Source organism: Intrasporangium sp., from assembly GCF_036566125.1.
Lineage (GTDB): Bacteria > Actinomycetota > Actinomycetes > Actinomycetales > Dermatophilaceae > Intrasporangium.
Genome location: NZ_DATCWX010000088.1, coordinates 18257 through 36184, shown reverse-complemented (window position 1 = coordinate 36184; position 17928 = coordinate 18257). Strand labels below are relative to the sequence as shown.

Here is a 17928-nt window from a genome sequence, read left to right as displayed (position 1 = left end):
TTCGACCCCGGCACGGAGTGGGGGACTGGTCTGGTCTCGACGGCCGACAACACGCTGCGCCGCAAGGCAGGGATAGAGGCCGGGGACACGAACACGGCCGACGCCTTTGACCCGGCGGTGCAGTGGGACGGCTTCGCGACCGACACCTTCGACGGTCTCGGGCGACACAGCGTCGAGGCCGCGCCCGCCGTGGCGTCCAGCGAGCCCGCTTCGGGAGCCACCGGAGTCGCCCCGGACACGAACGTCACGGTGACCTTCACCGAGCCGGTCGATGTCACGGGGACGGCTTTCGAGCTGCGCTGCTCGCTGAGCGGGCCGAAGTCAGTGACGGTCACCGGCGGACCCACGACCTTTGTCCTCGACCCTGACGCGGACCTCGTTCCCAACGAGTCCTGCCGCGTGACCGTCCGCGGCGGCGAGGTGACCGACCAGGACGAGCTGGACCCGCCGGACACGATGACCGCCGATGGCATCGTGTCGTTCGCGTCGTCGCTCAGCGCCTCGTGCGACGCCACCTACACCCCGATCGGGGCGATTCAGGGATCCGGGTCGGCTGCGGACTACACCGGACCAGTGGTGACCGAGGGTGTCGTCGTCGGGGACCACGAGGGCCCGAGTCCCGCGCTGCGCGGCTTCTACCTCCAAGACCCCAGCGGGGATGGTGACCCGGCCACCTCGGACGCCATCTTCGTCTTCAACGGCAACGACGACGATGTGGCGCTCGGCGACCACGTGCGGGTCGTCGGCACCGCTGAGGAGTTCCAGGACCAGACCCAGATCTCGAACACGACCTCGATCTCCGCGTGCGGCACGGGCACGGTCGAGCCGACCGCGATCAGCTTCCCCGTCGAGAGCCCGACTTTCCTCGAGCGCTACGAGGGGATGCTCGTCTCGGTCCCGGAGACCATGACCGTCACGGAGCACTTCCAGCTCGGCCGGTTCGGCCAGGTTGTCGTCTCCTCCGAGGGCCGGCTGCCGCAGCCGACCAACGTCGTCGAACCGGGCGCCGAGGCGCTGGTGCTCCAGGCGGCGAACAACAACCGCCGGCTCATCATCGACGACTCGTCCCAGGCGCAGAACCCCGACCCGATCGTGTGGGGGCGAGACGGTCAGGCGCTCTCTGCGTCGAACACCCTGCGAGGCGGTGACACGGTGACCGGGGCTGTCGGCGTCCTGACCTACACGTGGGCGGGCAATGCCGCGAGTGGTAACGCCTACCGGCTCCGGCCGATCGGTGCCCTCGAGGGCACCGCGCAGTTCGTGTCCGCCAACGAGCGGCCGTCGGCGGCTCCAGCAGTGGGCGGCATCGTGCAGGTCGCGGCGATGAACCTGCTCAACTTCTTCAACACGTTCGACGGGTTGCCGGATCGGGTGGACAACTGCACCAACGGAGTCAACGGCGCCGCGACGGACTGCCGAGGTGCGGACACCCAGGAGGAGTTCGATCGGCAGTGGCCCAAGACAGTCGCCGCGATCCGGGGCTTGGGCGCCGAGGTGGTCGGGGTCAACGAGATCGAGAACGACGGCTACGGCTCGGACAGCGCCATTGCGTTCCTCGTCGACCGGCTCAACGAGGCCGACGGAGCGGGTACGTGGGCCTATCTCGACGTGGACGCACGGACGGGTCAGACCAACGCCCTGGGGACCGACGCCATCAAGGTCGGCATGATCTACCAGCCGGCCGCGGTGACCCCGATCGGCCAGACGGGCGCGCTCAACTCCGTCGAGTTCGTCAACGGTGGCGACTCGGCTCCGCGCAGCCGCCCTGCTCTGGCCCAGGCGTTCCGGGACCACGCGACGGGTGGCGTGTTCACCGTGGCCGTCAACCACCTGAAGAGCAAGGGCAGCGCCTGCGACAAGCCCGACGCGGGCGATGGACAGGGCAACTGCAACACCGTGCGCGACAACGCGGCGAAGGCCCTGGCGGCGTGGCTGGCGAGCGACCCGACGGGCACGGGGGACGACGACGTGCTCATCATGGGCGACCTCAACTCCTATGCCAAGGAGGACCCGGTCGCGACGCTCGAGAACGCGGGTTACACCAACCTCATCGCCAAGCTGATCGGCCCGGACGCCTACTCGTACGTCTTCGACGGCCAGTGGGGCTACCTCGACCACGCGCTCGCGTCGCCCTCGGCCGAGGAGCAGGTCACAGGCGTCGGTGAGTGGCACATCAACGCCGACGAGCCGTCGGTGCTGGACTACAACACCGACTTCAAGACGCCGAACCTCCAGACGACGCTCTACGCGCCAGACCGGTTCCGCGTCTCGGACCACGACCCGGTCATCGTTGGCCTCTCCCTGGACAACGACACTCCGGGGTTCGCGACCGGTGGCGGTTGGTTCCGGTCACCGGCCGGAGCACTTGCTGCTGACCCGACGTACAGCGGCAAGGCGTTGTTCGAGCTGGACGCCAAGTACGAGACCGGCGCAGTCGCCCCGACCGGTGAGTTCAGCCTCACCCTCGAGGGCACGTCCTTCGTCCTCGCGAGCACCTCCGTCGACTGGCTCGTCATTCACGACAACGAGGCTCGGCTCGGCGGGGCAGCGACGGTCAACGGCGTCCCCGGCTACAGCTACCAGGTGGTCAGCACGGACGGTGGCAAGAACGACACGATCCGGGTCGTCGTCCGCGACTCATCCATGGCGGTCGTGTACGACAGCGGCCCGGCGCGCGTGACTGGGCAGATGTCCATCCACTGACGACCGCCCCATCCCGATCGAGTGGACGAGTTCTGGGCCAGAACTCGTCCACTCGATTGCGTATGGCTCGTCGTGTCTCGCTCGCAGGTGGTTCGTCATGTCTAGGATGCGCGAATGCAGCAGCCACCGATGGCACGACGCGAGGCAGTCACGCGCGAGCACCACAGCGACCGGTTCGAGGATGCCCATGCCTGGATGGCCGATCGCGACGACCCCGCCCTGCTCGAGTACCTGGCGGCCGAGAATGCCCAAGCGGAGGCGGCCACCGCCCACCTGAAGCCCCTCGCGGACACGATCTACGAGGAGTTCCGCTCCCGGATCCACGAGACCGACCTCTCGGTGCCGGTCCGCCATGACCGGTGGTGGTACTACTCGCGGACCGTCGAGGGCCAGCAGTACCCGGTCGACGGGCGCGTTCCGCTCGCCGACCACCCCCACCGGCCGACGCTCGACCAGGACGCCACGCCGTCGGGGGAGGAGCTGCTGCTCGATGGCAACGCCGAGGCGCAGGGCCACGACTTCTTCGCGGTCGCCGGGAGCGAGGTCTCTCCGGCGGGCGACCTGCTGGCCTACGCGGCTGACCTGGCCGGCGACGAACGCTACGACGTCCGGGTGCGGCGGATCGCGACGGGTGAGCTGCTCGACGACGCCGTCCGGCAGACCGGGGGCTCGCTCGCCTGGTCGCTCGACGGTCGGCAGCTCTTCTACACACGCGTTGATGCCGCCTGGCGGCCCCACCAGGTCTGGCGCCATGAGGTGGGCACGCCGGCCGAGGCGGACGTCCTCATCCACGACGAGCCGGACGAGCGCTTCTTCGTCGGGGTGAGCGCCTCACGCGACGACCGGCTCATCATCATCGGCATCGGCTCCAAGACGACGAACGAGTACCGCGTCCTCGACGCCGCCGACCCCTTGGGGACGCCGCGCATCGTCGCGGAGCGGCGTCAGGGCGTCGAGTACGACATCGAGCCCATCGGTGACCAGCTGCTCATCGTGCACAACGCGCGCCGCACCAACTTCGAGCTCGCGGTCGCCCCGGTCACGTCCACGAGCCCCGAGGAGTGGGTGCCGTTGGACGTGACCACCGAGGACGAGTACGTCTTCGGGGTCGACGCCTTCGACGACTTCATCGCCATCTCGCTCCGCCGCGAGGGCGGCACCGCGGTGCGCATCGTCATGCGAGACCCCTCGAGCGACACGGGGCTGGGCGAGGCACATGACGTCGAGGTCGGGGAGCCGCTGCACACGCTCCGGGTCGGTGCCAATCCGGAGACGAGGACCCGGACCATCCAGCTCGTGTGGCAGTCGCTCGTCACGCCGCAGACCGTCATCGACTACGACGTCTTCACACGGACGTCCACGGTGCTCAAGCGGCAGGAGGTCCGGGGTGGGCACGACCCGGCCGACTACGTGCAGCGTCGCGAGTGGGCGACCGCTCCCGACGGAACGCAGGTCCCGATGTCTCTGGTGCACCACCGTGACACCCCTCTCGACGGCACCGCGCCCGGCCTGCTCCACGGCTACGGTGCCTACGGCATCCCGAGCGATCCCTGGTTCTCGGTGCTGCGCCTGTCCCTGCTCCAGCGGGGCTGGGTCTTCGCCATCGCCCACGTCCGTGGGGGCTCCGAGATGGGCCGGACCTGGTACGACGACGGCAAGCTCGACCACAAGCGCAACACGTTCACCGACTTCGTCGCCTGCGCCGACCACCTGCGAGAGCGCCGTATCGTCCATCGCGATCACCTTGCAGCGGAAGGAGGCTCGGCCGGCGGCCTGCTCATGGGCGTGGTCGCCAACGAGGCGCCGGACCGGTTCAGCTTCATCCACGCCTCGGTGCCGTTCGTCGATGCACTGACGACGATCCTCGACCCGGCCCTGCCGCTCACGGTCATCGAGTGGGAGGAATGGGGCAACCCGCTCGAGGACCCCGAGGCGTACGCGCGGATGCGGTCCTACAGCCCCTACGAGAACGTCCGCGCACAGCGGTACCCGGCCCTCCTCGTCACGACATCGCTCAACGACACGCGCGTCTACGTCACGGAGCCGGCCAAGTGGGTCGCGGCGCTGCGTGAGGCGACCCGCGAGATCCCCGACGCTCGGCCCATCATCTTCCGCACGGAGATGGCCGCCGGCCACGGGGGCCAGTCGGGTCGCTACGACACGTGGCACCAGTGGGCGTGGGAGACCGCCGTCCTCATCGGCCTCACCTGAGCGCCCTTCCGGTCGAAGGTGCAGTTCGTGCCGCTCCGCCCGGGAGCGATGACGGGACCAAACGCGGTCAAGCCCCGTTCCCACGCACGAGGCGCGGCACCTCGTCCCGTCATTGGTCCCTCAAGGCCCAGTGAACCCGGCCTCCCAGCCGGGCCCGCGTGCCTCGCGGTCGGAGCCTGAGACGCGGCGTCCCGCTGGGTGGACCCCTCCTAGAATTGGGCCCATGATGTCCACCCTCGACCTGCGCGGCCGCACGCTCGACGTGCGGTTCCTGCGTGGGGCCCTGCCCCGAGCCGAGTTCGACGTCACCGCCGCCCTCGAGCAGGTGCGGCCGATCTGTGCGGACGTGGAGCATCACGGGGCCCAGGCGCTGCGCGACCTCGGTGAGCGGTTCGACGGGGTCCGTCCGACGCACCTGCGCGTGCCCGCCGAGATCCTCCAGACGGCCCTGGACCAGCTCGCACCCGACCTGCGTGCCGCCCTCGACGAGTCGATCAGGCGGGCACGGATTGTCCACGCCGACCAGCGTCGCACCAGCACGACGACGGCGGTCGTGCCGGGTGGAACTGTCACCGAGCGCTGGGTCCCCGTCGACCGGGTCGGGCTCTACGTCCCGGGCGGGCTCGCGGTCTACCCGAGCAGCGTCGTCATGAACGTCGTGCCCGCCCAACTGGCCGGAGTGGGCTCGCTCGCCGTCACGTCGCCGCCGCAGCGCGAGAACACCGGCGTCTTCGCCGGGTACCCGAACCCGACCATCCTGGCCACCTGCGCGCTCCTCGGTGTCGACGAGGTCTACGCGGTCGGTGGAGCACAGGCGGTCGCGATGTTCGCCTTCGGCTTCATCGATGACGAGGACGTCCGCGACGGCGTCCCCGTCACGTGCGAGCCGGTGTCGATGGTCACCGGTCCGGGCAACATCTGGGTCGTCGCAGCCAAGCGGCTGCTCAAGGGACTCATCGGCATCGATGCGGAGGCCGGCCCGACCGAGATCGCGATCCTCGCCGACTCCAGCGCCGATGCCGAGCACGTGGCGGCCGACCTGGTCAGCCAGGCTGAGCACGACCCGCTCGCGGCGTCGGTCCTCGTGACCGACAGCGAGGAACTCGCCGCAGCCGTCGCCCAGGCACTTGCTCGCCGGGTCCCCGCGACGAAGCACGCCGAGCGAGTGGCAACTGCCTTGCGCGGCAAGCAGTCCCGCATCGTGCTCGTCGACGACGTGGCAGCCGGCCTGGCCGTCGTCAACGCCTACGCCGCCGAGCACCTCGAGATCCAGACCCGAGACGCCAGAGCTGTGGCAGAGGGAGTCCGCAACGCTGGAGCGGTCTTCGTCGGGCCCTACGCACCGGTGAGCCTCGGTGACTACGCAGCGGGGTCCAACCACGTGCTGCCCACGGCCGGTTGCGCCACTCACTCGAGCGGCCTGTCGGTCCAGTCCTTCCTGCGTGGCATCCACGTCGTCGAGTACGACGAGGCGGCCCTCCGGGACGTGGCCGGCCACGTCGTGACGCTTGCCCAGGCCGAGGACCTGCCCGCACACGGCGAGGCCGTGACGGCTCGCTTCGGCGACGAGGTGCCCGGATGAGCGACTCCTCGGCGGCAAGCGAGGCACGAATCGAGGCGGAGCACGAGGTCGAGCGGCTGCTGCGGCCCGACCTGCGCGGCCGCTTGGCCTACGGCGCCCCTCAGCTCGACGTACCCGTGTGCCTCAACACCAACGAGAGCTCCTACCAGGTCCCCGACGTGGTGGTCCGAGCCGCCCTCGATGCGCTCGAGGACGATCTCGTCGGCCTCAACCGCTATCCCGACCGCGAGTTCACCGACCTGCGCAAGGCCCTGACCGCCTACCTCGAGAGGCAGGCCGGCGTCGTGGTCACCCCCGAGCAGCTCTGGGCGGGCAACGGCTCCAACGAGGTGCTCTCTCACATCGTGCAGGCCTTCGGTGGGCCGGGGCGCACTGCCCTCGGCTTCACGCCCAGCTACTCGATGCACCCGATCATCACCGAGACGCTCGGCACGACGTGGGTCGACGGTCTCCGGGAGGCGGAGACCTTCGAGATCACGGCCGAGTCCGCGGCGGCACAGGCCCGCCGGCACGACCCGTCGATCGTCTTCCTCTGCTCGCCGAACAACCCCACCGGCACCGCGCTGCCGTTCGACGTCATCGGCGCGGTGCTCGACGCGGCTCCCAACGCCGTCGTCGTCGTCGACGAGGCCTATGCGGAGTTCGCCCGGCCGGGGACGCCGAGCGCCCTGACGCTGCTCGGCGGCAACTCGCGGCTGGTCGTGACCCGCACCATGAGCAAGGCGTTCGCCTTCGCGGGCGGCCGCCTTGGTTACCTCGTCGCCTCGGCCGAGCTGGTCGACGCGCTTCGGCTCGTGCGGCTGCCCTACCACCTGTCCACCCCGACCCAGACCATCGCGCGCGCGGCGCTCGAGCACGCCGAGCTCATGCTGTCCACCGTCGATGCGATCAAGGCTCAGCGAGACCGCATCGTCAGCGAGCTCGCAACGCTGGGGGCGACCCCCGTTCCGAGCGACTCGAACTTCGTGCTCTTCGGCGGTCTGCCCGACGAGAAGGCGACGTGGCAGGCGCTCCTCGACCGCGGCATCCTCGTCCGCGACGTCGGCATCCGCCACCACCTGCGGGTCACGGCCGGCACGCCCGAGGAGACAACCCGGTTCCTCGCCGCCATGGCGGAACTGGCGCCGACCCATGTCGGGCCGCTCGCCACCCCGAGCACCGTCGACGCCTTACCCTTCGAGACCGCCGAGGACGACGCATGACACCAGGCAGCAGGACCGCCACGATCGCCCGGACGACCAAGGAGTCATCGATCGAGCTGACTCTCGACCTCGACGGGACGGGGGAGTCCGACGTCTCTACCGGTGTCCCGTTCTACGACCACATGCTGGCCTCCCTGGCCAAGCACTCCCTCATCGACCTCAGCGTCAAGGCAACCGGCGACATCGACGTCGACGTCCACCACACGGTCGAGGACACTGCGATCGTGCTCGGTCAGGCGCTGCGTGAGGCATTGGGCGACAAGGCGGGCATCTCCCGCTTCGGTGACGCCACCGTCCCGCTCGACGAGGCCCTGGTCCACGCGGTCGTCGACGTCGCCGGCCGACCCTATGTGGTGCACGAGGGCGAGCCGGAGGGCCAGCAGTACGTCCTCATCGGCGGCCACTTCACCGGCTCGATGACTCGCCACGTCCTCGAGTCGTTCGCCTACAACGCGGGCCTGTGCCTGCACGTCCGCGTCCTCGCCGGTCGCGACCCCCACCACATCGTCGAGGCCCAGTTCAAGGCGGTCGCCCGTGCGCTGCGTGCCGCCATCGCTCTCGACGAGCGGGTCATCGGCATCCCGAGCGCCAAGGGAGCGCTCTGAGCATGTCGACGCCACCCCGCGTCGTCGTCCTCGACTACGGCAGCGGCAACGTGCGCTCCGCCGTGCGCGCCCTCGAGCGCGTCGGCGCATCGGTGGACCTCACGGCCGACCCGCGCGCCGCGCTGGAGTGCGATGGGCTCTTCGTGCCAGGCGTCGGCAACTTCCACGCCTGCGTGACCGGCCTCCGGGCCGCGCACGGTCCCCGGGTCATCGGCCGCCGGCTCAGCGGTGGTCGACCGGTGCTTGGTGTCTGTGTGGGCATGCAGGTCATGTTCGACGGTTCGGCGGAGCCGTCGGACCGCCCGGAGCCCGGCCTGTCCGAGTGGCCCGGCACCGTCGAGCGGCTTCCCGCTCCGATCGTCCCGCACATGGGCTGGTCGCAGGTCCGGGTCGGGGAGCGTTCCCGGCTGTTCGCCGGCGTCGAGGATGAGCGCTTCTACTTCGTGCACTCCTACGCGGTCCTGGCGTGGGAGCTCGAGGCGACCGGAGCCTTCGCCGCGGTGGCGCCCGTCGTCAGCTGGGCCGAGCACGGCGCCCCATTCGTCGCAGCCGTCGAGAACGGCCCCCTCAGCGCCACGCAGTTCCACCCAGAGAAGTCCGGGGAGGCCGGCCTGCAGTTGCTCGAGAACTGGGTGCGATCGCTGTGACAGGCACGGGACGGACCATCGGTTGGCGTGGAACTCAGCGGGCAGGGACCCGGCTCGCCTGTGCAAGCCAGCCCAGCGGCATACGGCATCCGCGAATTCTACTGAGCCACAAGGAGACTCGACGTGACAGATAACCCCCGACTGGAGCTCCTCCCGGCCGTCGACATCGCCGGCGGGCAGGCCGTACAGCTCGTCCAGGGAATCGCTGGAAGCGGCGGACGGTTCGGCGACCCATGGGAAGCGGCCAAGGCGTGGCAGGACCAGGGCGCGGAGTGGATTCATCTCGTGGATCTGGACGCCGCGTTCGGCCGAGGCAACAACCGGGAGCTCATCGACACGATAATCGGACGGCTCGACATCTCGGTGGAGCTGTCTGGAGGCATCCGCGACGCCGAGTCCCTCGACGCGGCGCTCGCGACCGGCTGTCGCCGGGTCAACATCGGCACCGCCGCGCTGGAGGACCCCGAGTGGACCGGGCGGATCATCGGTGAGCACGGTGACCGGGTCGCCATCGGCCTCGACGTGCGGGGGACGACTCTGGCCGCGCGGGGCTGGACTCGTGAGGGCGGCGACCTCTGGCAGACGCTCGACCGGCTCGACCGGGAAGGCTGCGCTCGTTACGTCGTCACCGACGTGAACAAGGACGGCATGCTCCAGGGTCCGAACGTCGAACTGCTGCGCCGCGTGTGTGAGCGGACTGACCGACCGGTCGTCGCCTCCGGCGGGGTCTCGACGCTCGAGGACATCCGGGTGCTGCGCACCCTTGTCGCCGAGGGTGTCGAGGGTGCCATCATCGGGTCGGCCCTGTACCAGGGGGCCTTCACCCTGCCCGACGCTCTCGACCTGGCCGGACGGCCCGAGCGGTGACCACCCCGTTCGCGCACGTCGACGACGAGGGGCGGCCCTCCGACTCCGTCGGCCAGGCCTGGACCGGCAAGTCGATCCCGGCCCACGGGTTCTCCGAGGACCGTGGCGAGGCCGATCCGGGCCTCGTCGACGCGCTCCTGGCCTGCACCGCCGAGCCGACGCCAGAGGCGGAGACCGAGCTGATGACCCGGGTCGCGGCCGCCCGCTGGCTGGTGCCCGTGGTGGCGGTGCCGACCGACGTCGACGAGCACGGCGGGCTCGTCACAGACACGCGCAGCGACATGGCAGCGGTGACACTGACCGCGCCGGACGGCCGGCGGGCTTTGCCGATGTTCAGCAGCCTCGAGTCGCTCGCTGCCTGGGACCCGGCCGCGCGCCCCGTTCCGGTGCGGGCGGCCGCAGCTGCCCAAGCCGCCATCTCGGAGTCCTGCGACGTGTTGGTCGTCGACGTCTCGTCGCCGCAGGCAGCCGTGCTCCGCTCCAGCATGCTGTGGGCCCTGGCGCAGGAGCACGCCTGGCTCCCCGCTCATCGCGACGACCAGGTGGCACGGGCAGTCCGCAGGGCGGTGGCGGAGGAGCCGCTCGTGAGCGGCCATCGCGTCGAAGCCGGCCAACCCGCCGGAGCCGGCGTCCTGCGCGTCGTGCTCCTGCTGCCGCCGGGTCTCGACCAGGCCGTCGTGAGCGAGGTCGCCACCCGGATCGGCGAGCGGATTGCGACGGACGGCGAGACCCGTGCGAGGATCGATTCACTGACGTTCGCCCTCGAAGCCGCCACCTGAGTCGTGGCCCGACCTCGGCAGGAGGCCACCGTGAGCGCGACCCTCGGTTTCGTCGCCGACCCGGTCCTCGACGCCCAGCGTCGAGGTGACCTGCGCCGGATGCGGCTCGTCGCGACCGGACTGCTCGTCCTCGCCGCGATTGTCTATGTCATCACCCGCGGCCACGACGAGGGCTGGCTCGGCTTCGTCAACGCGGGTGCGGAGGCCTCGATGGTCGGTGCCTGCGCAGACTGGTTCGCCGTCACCGCGCTGTTCCGCCACCCGCTCGGCCTGCCCATCCCGCACACGGCGCTCATCCCGCGCAAGAAGGAGATGATCGGCCGCAGCCTCGAGGAGTTCGTCGGAGAGAACTTCCTGCACGAGGAGATCATCCGCGAGCGGGTTCTCGACGCGGAACCGACTCGGCGCGCCGCGGAGTGGGTGCTGACCGACAACCACGCCAAACGACTCGTCGACGAAGTGGCCACCGTCGGTGCGCATGCCCTGCACCGGATTCCGGACAGCGACATCCAGGCCGTCATCGAGCAGGCCGTCCTGCCCCGGCTCATCAAGGAGCCGGTCAGCTCGCTCGCAGGTGGCCTCCTCGAGCAGATCGTGCGCGACGGGTCGCACGCGGGCCTCGTCGACCTGACTCTCGATGAGATGGCGGCGTGGCTCGTCGTCAACGAGGACCTCTTCGAGTCCCTCATCGTCCAGCGAGCGCCGTCGTGGGTGCCGGACGCCGTGAACGACCTCGTCGCACGCCGGATCCACACCGAGGCCCTCAAGTGGCTCGCCGACATCCGTCGGGAGCCGAGGCATGACGTCCGGATCGCGCTCGACAAGCTGCTCACCGATCTCGCGGACAACCTGCAGCATGATCCCGTGACCCAGGAGCGCGCCGAGCGGCTCAAGGAGAGGGTGCTCTCGCACCCGCAGGTGTCGGTCACCGCCATGTCCCTCTGGCAGTCCTTCCGGGCCGTGGCCATTGCAGCGCTGGAGGACGAGGAGGGTCCGGTTCGGGCGCGCGGCATCGAGGAGGTCATCCTGCTCGCCCAGCGGCTGCTGGGGGATCCAGACCTGAGGGCCCGGATCGACGCGAGGATCTGCGATGCCGTCGTGTACGGCGTGGAGCGCTACGGGAGCGAGCTGACGCGTGTCATCAGCCACACGGTGGACCGGTGGGACGGCCGTGAGACGGCCGAGCGCGTGGAGCTGCACGTCGGGCGGGACCTGCAGTTCATCCGGATCAACGGCACGCTCGTCGGCGGCCTCATCGGCGTGCTGATCCACGCGGTGTCCGTTTTCCTGGGCTGAGTCACAGCAGCGAGCAGCTCGCGACACCCCGGGGGGTCGCGAACTGCTCGCTACTGAAAAAGATGCTGCGCTCGATCTGGCTCAGGCCGAGCGCTGGTAGGCGCGGAAGGCCTGGGTCGCCAGCGAGCTCATGACGACGGCGAGTGCCGCGAGGGCGCCGAGGCGGGGCCACACGGCTGCCCAGTCCGTCGAGGTCGACAGCCCCTCGCGGCTGACAACGACGGCCCAGTCGAGTGGGTTGTACGTCGCAATGTTCTGCAGCCACGTGGGTGCGAGCTCGGGGTCCATGATGGCCGACGAGAGGAACACGAGCGGCAGGGACAGCAGCTGGCTGATACCGATGAGGGCGTTCTGGTCGCGGGACAGGAGGGCGACCGCGTTGGACATCGCGGCGAAGACCACCGTGAGCAGCGCGGCCGACACGAAGGTCAGGCCGGTCCCGACGAGAGGACGCTCGAACCGTGCTCCGGCGGCATACGCGATCAGGATGATGACGACCGTCTGGACGATGGAGACGATGCCCTGGTAGACGACGGTGCCGTTGATCATCGCGCCCCGGCGCACCGGCGAGGCCAGCAACCGGTCCATCACGCCAAGGTTCATGTCCTCGATGTACACGGTGCCCGCCCAGGCGGCAGAGAACAGCGCCGTCATGGCCACGACACCGGGGGTGAGGAACTCGAGGTAGGAGCGACCACCGGTGCCGAACCCGGGGATCTGGACGACGTCTTCGAACAGGGCGCCGAACAGGAGTAACCAGATCGCGGGCTGGATGAGGGTGATGAGGACGAAGGCCGGCTGGCGCAGGAGCGCCGTCAGCGACCGCTTCGTCAACAGGGTTGAGTGGGTCACCAAGGTCGTCATCGGGCCACCGCCTCGAACGCTCGCCCCGCATGCCGCAGATAGACGTCGTCGAGGGAGGGGCGGGCCACGGTCGCCGACGCCACCATGACGCCTGCCTGCTCCAGCACCGCGAGGGCCGATGGGACCACGGCTGCACCATGGTCGGTCCGGGCCCGCACGGTCCGGCCCTCACGGGTGACCTCGCGCAGGTCCGGGTGCGTGGCGAGGCGAGCTGCTGCGACGCCGGCCGCAGCGGCGTCCGCCAGCTCGACGACGACGCTGTCACCGCGAAGCTGGCTCTTGAGCAGCTCCGGGGTTCCCTCAGCGACGATCTGGCCATGATCGACGATGGCGAGCCGGTCGGACAGGTGGTCCGCCTCGTCGAGGTAATGCGTCGTGAGGAGGACGGTGACTCGGCTGTCTCCGTCGTGCTCGTGACCGGCCGCCATGCGAGCGATCTCGGCCCACATCTGGGCACGCGCCTCAGGGTCGAGCCCGGTCGTCGGCTCGTCCAGGAAGAGCACCGACGGCCGGTTGACGAGTCCGATCGCGACGTCGAGCTTGCGGTTCATGCCGCCGCTGTACGTCTTGGTCAGGCGATCTGCCGCATCCGCAAGGCCGAACCGGTCGAGCAGCTCGTCCGTCCGCCTACGGGCTTCCCGGCGGTCGAGGCCATGGATCCGGGCGGCCATCTCGAGGCTCTCCCGACCGGTCATCATGGGAGCCGCCGAGGGCTTCTGGGAGACGAGGCCGATCGAGCGCCTGACCGCTGCGGGGTCGGCGAGCGCGTCGATCCCGGCCACCCGGACCGATCCCGAGTTCGGTTGCGACAGGGTGGCAAGGATCCGCACCGTGGTGGACTTGCCGGCGCCGTTCGGCCCGAGCAGGCCGAAGACCTCTCCGGGCCGGACCCGGAGAGTGAGCCCGCCGAGCGCGCGGACCGGCTCGCGGCGGCGCCCGGAGGGAAACGTCTTGACAAGGTCTTGCGCCTCGATGGCGTAGGCGCCATCGTCAGGCGCGGTGGTGCGCTCGGCCGCGATCGCTCCGTGCAGCGCAGCTGGGGGGTGAGACATGGTGACTCCTTCAGGGACCGTTTGGGTCTTGGTGGGGAGTCGGGCCCCGGTGCTGCCACTAGGCTGCAGGTGGGCCTTGAGCTGCGTGCCAGCGCGTCTGGGACCGACTCGAGGATCGGCCCCCGGCCAGGCGTTGCCGCGCCCGGCCGGGGGTTCTCTGACCGCTCTTACGGAGCGGGGTCGTAGGGGCCTTTGTCGGGCTCGAGGATGCGTGCCTCCTCTCCGAGCAGGTCGCCGGCGTTGCTCAGGATCTCCTGCATGGGCATGCCCGCCGCGCGCAGCTCGTGCAGGCGTCGCCAGCTGCTCGTGCCGCCGAGGGTCTCGCTGCGGATGTCCGACGCAAGCCGGGCCGCGAAGTCCCGCTCGGCGCGGACCATGGTCCCCCGGTAGATGGCCTCGATGAGGAAGACGTCCGGGAGCCCGTGCTCGCGCGACCAGTCGAGGGACGACTGGATGCGGCGCTGCTCCAGGTCGAGCCGGGCGGTGCGCTCCTCGAGCAGCGCAGCTGCCTCGTCCGGCGGCAGCCCGGCCATGAGCGACAGCGCCGACTCGAACGAATCCGGTTCGGAGCCGGGACTCCGGAGCAGGTCGGCGAGCCAGTCCTCGAACTCCGCCTCGCCCTCCTGGGTGATCGCGTAGATCGTCCGCTCCGGGCGGTTGCCCTCCCGGATCCGCTCCTGCTCGACGATGAGACCGTGCTTCTCGAGCGCTGCGACGACGGAGTACAGCGAGCCGAAGTTGAGCTTGATGCTCTCCTCCTTGCCACGCTGGCGCAGGGTCGAGGAGATCTCGTAGGGGTGCATCGGCCGCTCGCCGAGGCAGGCGAGGACAGCGAGGGCCAAGGGGTTGTTCACTCGTCTGCGGGTCATTGCCCGACCACTGCGTTCATTGATAGGCCTCCAGGTCAAATACTCGATTCAGAGTACTCGAAGTGGAGGCATGTTTGGCAAGCAGTTTCTCGACGGTGATGGATGGCCCAGCGCGCTGCGTCCTACCAAGGAAGGACCCGGCCTCGTCGGTTGGTACTGCGCGGGAACGCGGCCTTCCGACGACGCGGCGCAGGGGTGCGGGCTCCTAGCGTCAAAGGTGTCCGGAATGGAGCCGTAAGAACCGCCCTTTGGAGTCGCCATGATCCCCACAACCCAGCCCACCAGCGCGCTCCGCGCGCACACGGCGCACACCGCCGGTCGGCCGATCGAGGCCGAGCCGAGTCAGCTACCGCAGTATTCGTTCGCCCGGATCCTCGGGACCTGGGCCGCCGCGGCCCTGCCGATGGCGTTCCTCGCCTGGGTCGTCGCTCCGCGACTGTGGACGTCCTTCGACGGACCGAGCGCCGGGCCTCGTGCCATCATTCTGTGCCTCACCCTCGGGCTCATCTGGCAGTTCCTACTCGTCGCCGCCCTCGTGCGTCGCGAGCAGGGCACCCTGCGGTGGAGTGTCGTCAAGGAGGCCCTCTGGCTGCGCGCGCCGCGCAGCCCGCGCACCGGCCGACGGGGAGGGTGGCTCTGGCTGCTCATCATCCCCCTCGTGCTCGGCATCGCGGCCAAGGAGATGCTCGTCAACCTCCCGATCCCGGTGCCGGCCGACCGTGACCTCGGGCTGTTCCTCCGCTCGGATGCGGGACAGGACTTCTTCTCGGGCAACTGGACCTGGTTCGCGCTGCTCGTGACGATGTGGGTCTTCAACACCGTCCTCGGCGAGGAGCTGCTCTTCCGTGGACTGCTCCTGCCCAGGATGCAGCGGGCCTGTGGCCGGTGGGACTGGGTCGTCAACGGCCTGCTCTTCACCGCGTACCACCTGCACGTTCCGTGGGCCATGCCGAAGGTCCTGCTCGACATGCTGATCGTCGTCTATCCGTCCCGGAGATACCGCAGTGCGGTTCTCGGGATCGCAGCGCACAGCGTCCAGTCCGTCGTCTTCGCGATCCTCGTGCTCCTCCTCGTCCTCCGGTGAGAGGCCACGCAGCGAGCACGAGGAGCCGATCCTGAGCGGGCCGGGCGGCCGCCTCCCGGAGCGGAAGTCGGCCGCCCGGCATCACTCAGGTGGTCAGACCTTGAGCAGGTCTCGGGCCTTGTCGGGCGGGATGAGGTCGTGACGCACGGACTCGCGCACGAACGAACCGGTGCCATGGGACACCGACCTGAGGTCGATGGGGTAGCGGGACAGCTCCGCCGCAGGAACCTCGGCGTGGACCACTGTCCAGCCCTGCTCGTCCGCGGGCTCGGTGCCGACCACCTGGCCGCGGCGCCCCCGGAGGTCGGCCATGACGGCTCCGAGGTACTCGTCCGCGATGGTGATGTCGACCTTGTCGATCGGCTCGAGCAGGGCGACCGTCGACTCGTTGGCGGCCTCCTTGAGCGCGAGGGCGGCGGCCGTCTGGAAGGCGACGTCGGAGGAGTCCACCGAGTGGGCCTTCCCGTCGACGAGGGTGACCCGCACGTCGACCACTGGGTGGCCGGTGAGCAGACCCTTCTGCAGCTGGGCCCGGGCGCCCTTCTCCACGGACGGGATGAACTGCCGGGGCACGGAGCCCCCGACCACCTTGTCGACGAACTCGAAGCCGGATCCGCGGGGGAGGGGCTCGACCTCGATGGAGCAGACGGCGTACTGGCCGTGGCCGCCGGACTGCTTGACGTGACGCCCCTGGGCCGAGACCTTGCGGATGAACGTCTCGCGGAGCGCGGTCCGGTAGGGCTCGGCATCGACCGTGACGCCGTAGCGCTCGGACAGCTGTGCGATCAGGTCGTCGACATGGGCCTGGCCCATCGTCCAGAGCACGACCTGGTCGGTCTCGCTGGCGTGCTCCATGCGCATCGTCACATCCTCGGCGACGAGTCGCTGGAGTGCTCCCGCGAGCTTGTCCTCGTCGGATTTGCTCGCTGCCCGGATGGCGACGGGAAGCTGGGGCTCCGGAAGCAGCCAGGGTGCGACGACGGCCGGCCGGTCGGTCGATGAGAGGGTGTCCGACGTCTCGGCGCGGGTCAGCTTCGACACGAGCACGATGTCCCCGGCGATCGCGGTCCCGCGAGGACGGTGGCTGTCGAGGAAGGGCGAGGCGAGCGGCCCGACGCGCTCGTCGTCGTCATGGGAGGGATGGCCGGCCACGTCGTGGCCGACGAAGTCACCGAGGTGCCCCGAGACGTGAACCGTGTCGTCGACGCGCAAGGTGCCCGAGAACACCCGCGTCAGTGACAGGCGCCCGACGTAGGGGTCGGTCGTCGTCCGGACGACCTCGGCCACGAGCGGCGCATCAGGGTCACACGTCACCCCGCTGATCGCCGCCCCTGCGGGCGTCGTGACCGCCGGCAGCGGATGCACCGTCGGGTCGGGGAAAGCCCGCTCGATCAGTGCGAGCAGCTCCTCGACACCAGCCCCCGTTGGCGGGGAGACCGGCAGGATCGGGAAGAAGGTCCCTCGAACGATCGCCGTGCGGAGGTCCGTGAGGATGGCGGACGTCTCGATCTGCTCGCCCTCGAGGTAGCGGTCGAGGAGGGTGACGTCCTCCGACTCCTCGATGACCGACTCGATCAGGGCGTGGCGTGCATCCTGGTACTCGTCCGTGCCGAGATCGTCATCGGACCCGGTGATGAGGCCGACGACGCCCGTCTGCTGTCCGCCGTCCATTACCGGCCAGTGGGTCGCCTGAGCATCGCCGAAGGTACGGCGGCAGGTGTCCACGGTGGCGGCGAAGTCGGCACGCGGCTGGTCCAGGTGCGTCACGACGACGGCGCGAGGCATGCCCACCGCGGAACATTCGCGCCAGAGGAGCGAGACGGGCCGATCGATGTCGTCGGCACCCGAAACGACGAAGATCGCCGCGTCGGCCGCCCGCAGTCCCGCGCGCAGCTCGCCGACGAAGTCGGGATAGCCGGGCGTGTCGAGGAGGTTGAGCGCCACTCCGTTGGACTCGAACGAGGCGGTGTTGAGGGTCGACGTACGCACGTGCCCGTCGGCCGATGGGCGCTGCCCCGGGACGCGAGCCGCGACGAGAGCCTCGAAGAGTGCCGTCTTGCCAGCCCCGCCGGGTCCGACGAGCACGACGTTGCGGATGTCCTGCGGCGAGGCGGGGTTGGGGGCCGCAGGAAGGTCTGATCTGCCGGTTTGTCTCGCCATGACCCCA

14 protein-coding genes are annotated in these 17928 nt (G+C 69.9%); 10 read left to right on the top strand and 4 right to left on the bottom strand.

Annotated features, from left to right (window positions below; all coding sequences use genetic code 11):
* The 9 genes from VIR15_RS05265 to VIR15_RS05225 form a co-directional block, all read left to right on the top strand.
* Positions 1-2703: ExeM/NucH family extracellular endonuclease (locus VIR15_RS05265; RefSeq protein ID WP_331926421.1), on the top strand; the 2703-nt coding region annotated here is incomplete at its 5' end.
* A gap of 114 nt (positions 2704-2817) precedes the next feature.
* Complete coding sequence (locus VIR15_RS05260) at positions 2818-4914, top strand: S9 family peptidase (RefSeq protein WP_331926420.1); 2097 nt, start codon at positions 2818-2820, stop codon at positions 4912-4914.
* Between the two features lie 223 nt (positions 4915-5137).
* The gene (gene hisD / locus VIR15_RS05255; RefSeq protein WP_331926419.1) at positions 5138-6496 is read left to right on the top strand and encodes a histidinol dehydrogenase; all 1359 of its coding nucleotides are present in this window, start codon (positions 5138-5140) and stop codon (positions 6494-6496) included.
* On the top strand, positions 6493-7698 hold the full coding sequence (locus tag VIR15_RS05250) for a histidinol-phosphate transaminase (RefSeq protein WP_331926418.1): 1206 nt from the start codon (positions 6493-6495) through the stop codon (positions 7696-7698). The genes hisD and VIR15_RS05250 overlap by 4 nt, the downstream gene beginning before the upstream one ends.
* On the top strand, positions 7695-8303 hold the full coding sequence (hisB, locus tag VIR15_RS05245) for an imidazoleglycerol-phosphate dehydratase HisB (RefSeq protein WP_331926417.1): 609 nt from the start codon (positions 7695-7697) through the stop codon (positions 8301-8303). Before VIR15_RS05250 ends, hisB begins: the two co-directional genes overlap by 4 nt.
* A gap of 2 nt (positions 8304-8305) precedes the next feature.
* On the top strand, positions 8306-8950 hold the full coding sequence (hisH, locus tag VIR15_RS05240; RefSeq protein ID WP_331926416.1) for an imidazole glycerol phosphate synthase subunit HisH: 645 nt from the start codon (positions 8306-8308) through the stop codon (positions 8948-8950).
* A gap of 123 nt (positions 8951-9073) precedes the next feature.
* Entirely contained in the window at positions 9074-9817 is a 744-nt protein-coding gene (gene priA / locus VIR15_RS05235; RefSeq protein ID WP_331926415.1) for a bifunctional 1-(5-phosphoribosyl)-5-((5-phosphoribosylamino)methylideneamino)imidazole-4-carboxamide isomerase/phosphoribosylanthranilate isomerase PriA, read from the top strand.
* Positions 9814-10596: an SseB family protein gene (locus VIR15_RS05230; protein ID WP_331926414.1), complete on the top strand. Its 783-nt coding sequence runs from the start codon at positions 9814-9816 to the stop codon at positions 10594-10596. The genes priA and VIR15_RS05230 overlap by 4 nt, the downstream gene beginning before the upstream one ends.
* A gap of 30 nt (positions 10597-10626) precedes the next feature.
* Entirely contained in the window at positions 10627-11892 is a 1266-nt protein-coding gene (locus VIR15_RS05225; protein WP_331926413.1) for a DUF445 domain-containing protein, read from the top strand.
* Between the two features lie 81 nt (positions 11893-11973).
* On the opposite strand, the gene VIR15_RS05220 is transcribed toward VIR15_RS05225, so the two are convergent.
* From VIR15_RS05220 to VIR15_RS05210, 3 genes are all read right to left on the bottom strand, one after another.
* Entirely contained in the window at positions 11974-12756 is a 783-nt protein-coding gene (locus tag VIR15_RS05220; RefSeq protein ID WP_331926412.1) for an ABC transporter permease, read from the bottom strand.
* Positions 12753-13808 carry an ATP-binding cassette domain-containing protein gene (locus VIR15_RS05215; protein WP_331926411.1) on the bottom strand — a complete coding sequence of 352 codons (1056 nt, stop codon included), beginning with the start codon at positions 13806-13808 and terminating at the stop codon, positions 12753-12755. Before VIR15_RS05215 ends, VIR15_RS05220 begins: the two co-directional genes overlap by 4 nt.
* A 167-nt stretch (positions 13809-13975) precedes the next feature.
* Positions 13976-14677 carry a PadR family transcriptional regulator gene (locus tag VIR15_RS05210; RefSeq protein ID WP_331926410.1) on the bottom strand — a complete coding sequence of 234 codons (702 nt, stop codon included), beginning with the start codon at positions 14675-14677 and terminating at the stop codon, positions 13976-13978.
* A 259-nt stretch (positions 14678-14936) separates the two neighbouring features.
* Between VIR15_RS05210 and VIR15_RS05205 the strand changes: the two genes are divergently transcribed.
* A complete protein-coding gene (locus tag VIR15_RS05205) occupies positions 14937-15761 on the top strand; it encodes a CPBP family glutamic-type intramembrane protease (RefSeq protein ID WP_331926409.1) in 825 nt (274 codons plus the stop codon).
* Between the two features lie 93 nt (positions 15762-15854).
* Here the strand turns inward: VIR15_RS05205 and VIR15_RS05200 are convergent, their stop codons facing one another.
* Positions 15855-17921, bottom strand: coding sequence for an elongation factor G-like protein EF-G2 (locus VIR15_RS05200; RefSeq protein WP_331926408.1), 2067 nt, complete (start codon positions 17919-17921; stop codon positions 15855-15857).
* Positions 17922-17928: the final 7 nt, after the last annotated feature.